We start from the raw sequence: 3,817 nt of genomic DNA, 5'->3' as shown, positions 1-3,817 counted from the left end.
CTCGACGCCCTCCGCGACAATCGACATTTCCAGGCCATGGCCGAGGTCGATCACGGCCCGAACGATCGCCGCCGACTGCGGGTTGCGGCCAAGATTCATGACAAAGGTGCGGTCGATCTTGATTTTGTCGAACGGAAACGCCTGCAGATAGCTCAACGAGGAATAACCGCTGCCGAAATCGTCCATCGAAACGCAGACGCCGAGCGCCTTGAGCCGCCGCAGCAGCGCAAGGCCGCGGTCGAAATCCTCGATCAGGACGCCCTCGGTGATTTCGAGTTCGAGCCGGCCCGGCGCGAGCCCGGTCTCGAGCAGGATCGAGTGCACCAGGCCGACGAGGTCGCCGTGCATGAACTGCGCCGGCGACAGGTTGACGGCGATCTGCAGCGGCTTCGTCCAGGACGCCGCCTCCTTGCAGGCCTCGCGCAAAATCCATTCGCCCATCTCGACGATCAGGCCGCTTTCTTCCGCGAGCGGGATGAAATCGCTGGGCGGCACGAAGCCGCGCATCGGATGCAGCCAGCGGGCGAGCGCCTCGAAGCCGATGATCTCGCTGTCGGCGACGCTCCGTCCCGACATCGCCTGCGGCTGAAAATACAGTGACAGCTCGCCGTTCTTGATCGCAACCGACAATTCCTGGTGCAGCACGCGACGGTCGCGAATCTGCTGATCCATTTCCGGTTCGTACAGGCTGATCGAGCCGCGCGACTTCTGCTTGGCGCGGAACAGCGCCGCGCCGGCATTGGCAAGCAGGGACGCGGCATCTGCGCCGTTGTGCGGGAACACGGAGATGCCGGTGGTGACGCCGGTGCGAACCGACTTGCCGTCGATCTGGAACTCGTTGGCGAGCGCCGCAGCGAGCTTTTCGGCCAGTGCCTTGCCGGCGTCGGGTTGCTTGCCGTCGATGATCAGGCCGAACTCGTCGCCGGACAGGCGTGCCACGACGCCGCCGCGGGCCGCGGCCTGGATCCGGCGCGCCACCTCGATCAGGAGCTTGTCGCCGGTGGCGTGGCCGAACACGTCGTTGACCTCTTTCAACCCGTCGAGATCGACGGACAGCACCGCAAATTCCTCGCCGGTGTCGGCGCAAGCCTCGATCATCTGCGCGAGCGCCTGCAGGAACGCCGCCCGATTGGGCAGATCGGTCAATCCGTCATGATAGGCCATATGGGCCATGCGCGATTCGGTCTGGCGGCGATCGGTTACGTCCTCATGGGTCTTGATCAGGTATTGCGGTTCGCCGGTCTCGTCGAGCAAGGTCATGCGGCGGGTCAGGAACAGCCGCAAACCGTCCTTGGTCGATATCGGATGCTCCTCGGTCAGCAGCGAGCGCTTCTTGATCGCCGCTTCGTCCCGGGCGATGATCAGCTTTGCCTCGCGCGGATTGAAGATGTCCGCCGCCGTCAAGCCGGTGACGTCCTCGCGCCGCCGGTTGAGGATGGCCTCGGCGCTGCGATTGGCCAACAGGTATCGCCCATCGCTGACGCGCTCGACGATCAGCGAGACCGGGATATTGTCGACCACGAGCTCGAGGAACTTCTTGGCGTTTTCGAGCTCCTTGGACAGCGACCGCCGTTCGGTGACGTCATCGAACAGCGCGATCAGGAATTCCGGCTGGTTCTTTTCGTTGCGCGCGACCACGCGGTTGGAAGCCAGGATGCGCTTCTGCTTGCCGCGCTCGACGATCAGTTCGCTGCGATAGTGGCCGTCGGGGGCGTCCAGCGCGGCGCGGTCCGCCGCGTCGATTCCGGCAGCGGTATCGGGCGTGAAGATCTCGTCGGCGCGCTTGCCGACGATGTGATCGCGGGAAAACCGCGAGAAACGCTCGAATGCGCGGTTGGCGAAGATATAGCGGCCGTCCTCGATACTCTTGGCGGCGACACAGACCGGCACGTTGTCGAGCACCGATTCCAGGAACTGCTTGGTCGATGCCAGTTGCCGCGACAGCAGGCGTTGTTCGCTGAAATCCTCGTGGGTCGCGATCGAACCGCCGTTCGGCAATGGGAAATAGCGCACCAGGACCGATTTGCCGTTCGGCAATTCGGTAATCAGGCCTTCGGGCTTCGCCGCGTTGGCGTAGAAATCCTCGGTGCTGACATCGACAAGCCCGCGCCTGCGCCGCAGCGCCAGCAGTTCCGGCCCGGTCATGTTCTTCGCGATGTCCGAGCGCGACAGACCGTAAAGCTTAAGGTACCGATCGTTGCAAAACACGATCCGCCGCTGCGGATCGGTCATCACGACGCCATGGCTCAGATTGTTCAGGGCCGAGCTGACGAACGCGTTCTTGCGCATCTGCGAATGCTTGACATTGCGCAGCGCCGACTGAATCCACAGCACGATGGAGGCGCAGAACGCGCAGATCACAATGCCGCCGATCAGCGCTTCCCAGAGCACATTTGGCTCCAGCAAGCCGAGATAGGTCGCCGGGACCACATGACCGGAAAGCGCAAGAGCGGGAGGGCATGGGGCGAGAACCGCGACCAGGCATGCCGCGGCCCGCGCAGGAATCGAGTTCTTGCCGCCTGCCTGCCAGATCTTGCCAGCCATCAGTCACCCGAAGATTTCCGGGGGGAGTGTCTGGCTTCAGGGGTTTGGATCGGGTAAACGCTTACGTCTGCACGCGAAAAACCCAGCTTGGTTGACGGCAATTGCCCTGACATGATTACCGCCTGGTTAACGGAAACCCCTCTTCGAGGGCGTTGCGTCGCCGCTTTTGCCGGTCTTGCAAGAACATCGACCGTCGCAAGGCCATCGATCGAGGCTGCGCATGGACAGGGTTGATTGCGTCGTCATCGGCGCGGGCGTGGTCGGCCTTGCGGTCGCGCGCCGGCTGGCGCTAGCCGGGCGGGAAGTCATCGTGCTGGAGGCGGCCGAAGGCATCGGCACCGTGACGTCCTCGCGCAACAGCGAGGTGATCCACGCCGGCATCTACTACAATGCCGGCAGCCTGATGGCGCGGATGTGCGTTGCCGGCAAGCGCGCGCTGTACGCCTATTGCGCCGATCACGGCATCCCGCACAAGAACTGCGGCAAGCTGATCGTCGCAACCACGCCGAAGGAATCCGAAAAACTGCAATCGATCCGTGCGCACGCCGAGGCCAACGGCGTGCTCGACATGCAGATACTCCCGGGCGAGGCCGCGCGCGCGCTGGAGCCGGCGCTCAACTGCGACGCGGCGCTCGTGTCGCCATCCACCGGGATCATTGACAGCCATGCCTACATGCTGGCGCTGCGAGGCGATGCCGAGGCGGCCGGAGCAGCCTTCGCATTTCACACCCCGGTGCTGCGCGCCAGGGCGGCGCCCGGAACAATCGAGCTCGACGCCGGCGGCAAGGCGCCGATGACGCTGCAATGCCGGCTTCTGGTCAACGCGGCCGGACTGGACGCGCCGGCGACCGCACGACGGATCGACGGCATGCCGCCTGAGCTCGTTCCGCAAGCCTATCTCGCCAAGGGCAATTATTTCAGCTGCAGCGCCAAGGCGCCGTTTTCGCGGCTGATCTATCCGGTGCCAGAACCCGGGGGATTAGGCGTGCATCTCACTCTCGACATGGCCGGACAGGCACGCTTCGGCCCTGACGTGGAATGGGTTGACCGGATCGACTACGCCGTGGATCCAGCGCGGGCGGAAAGGTTCTATCCGGCGATCCGAAAATATTGGCCGACGCTACCCGACGGTGCGCTGATGCCGAGCTATTCCGGCATGCGGCCCAAGATCGTGCCGCCGGCGGTCGCGTCGCAAGACTTCGTGATCCAGGGCCCGCGGGACCATGGCGTCGACGGGCTGATCAACCTGTTCGGAATTGAATCGCCTGGGCTG

General features: G+C 64.2%; 2 protein-coding genes. One reads left to right on the top strand and one right to left on the bottom strand.

The features are described from left to right. Positions 1–2,544: sensor domain-containing protein (locus tag WCB02_RS10130; RefSeq protein ID WP_423957936.1), on the bottom strand; the 2,544-nt coding region annotated here is incomplete at its 3' end. A gap of 220 nt (positions 2,545–2,764) precedes the next feature. Here WCB02_RS10130 and WCB02_RS10125 point away from each other — a divergent pair. Continuing rightward, the coding region (locus tag WCB02_RS10125) for an NAD(P)/FAD-dependent oxidoreductase (RefSeq protein ID WP_423957934.1) at positions 2,765–3,817 on the top strand (1,053 nt) is incomplete at its 3' end.

This window comes from Bradyrhizobium sp. (genome assembly GCF_049581145.1).
Lineage (GTDB): Bacteria > Pseudomonadota > Alphaproteobacteria > Rhizobiales > Xanthobacteraceae > Bradyrhizobium.
The sequence above is the reverse complement of the archived record's forward strand: the minus strand, read 5'-3'. Positions and strand labels throughout refer to the sequence as shown.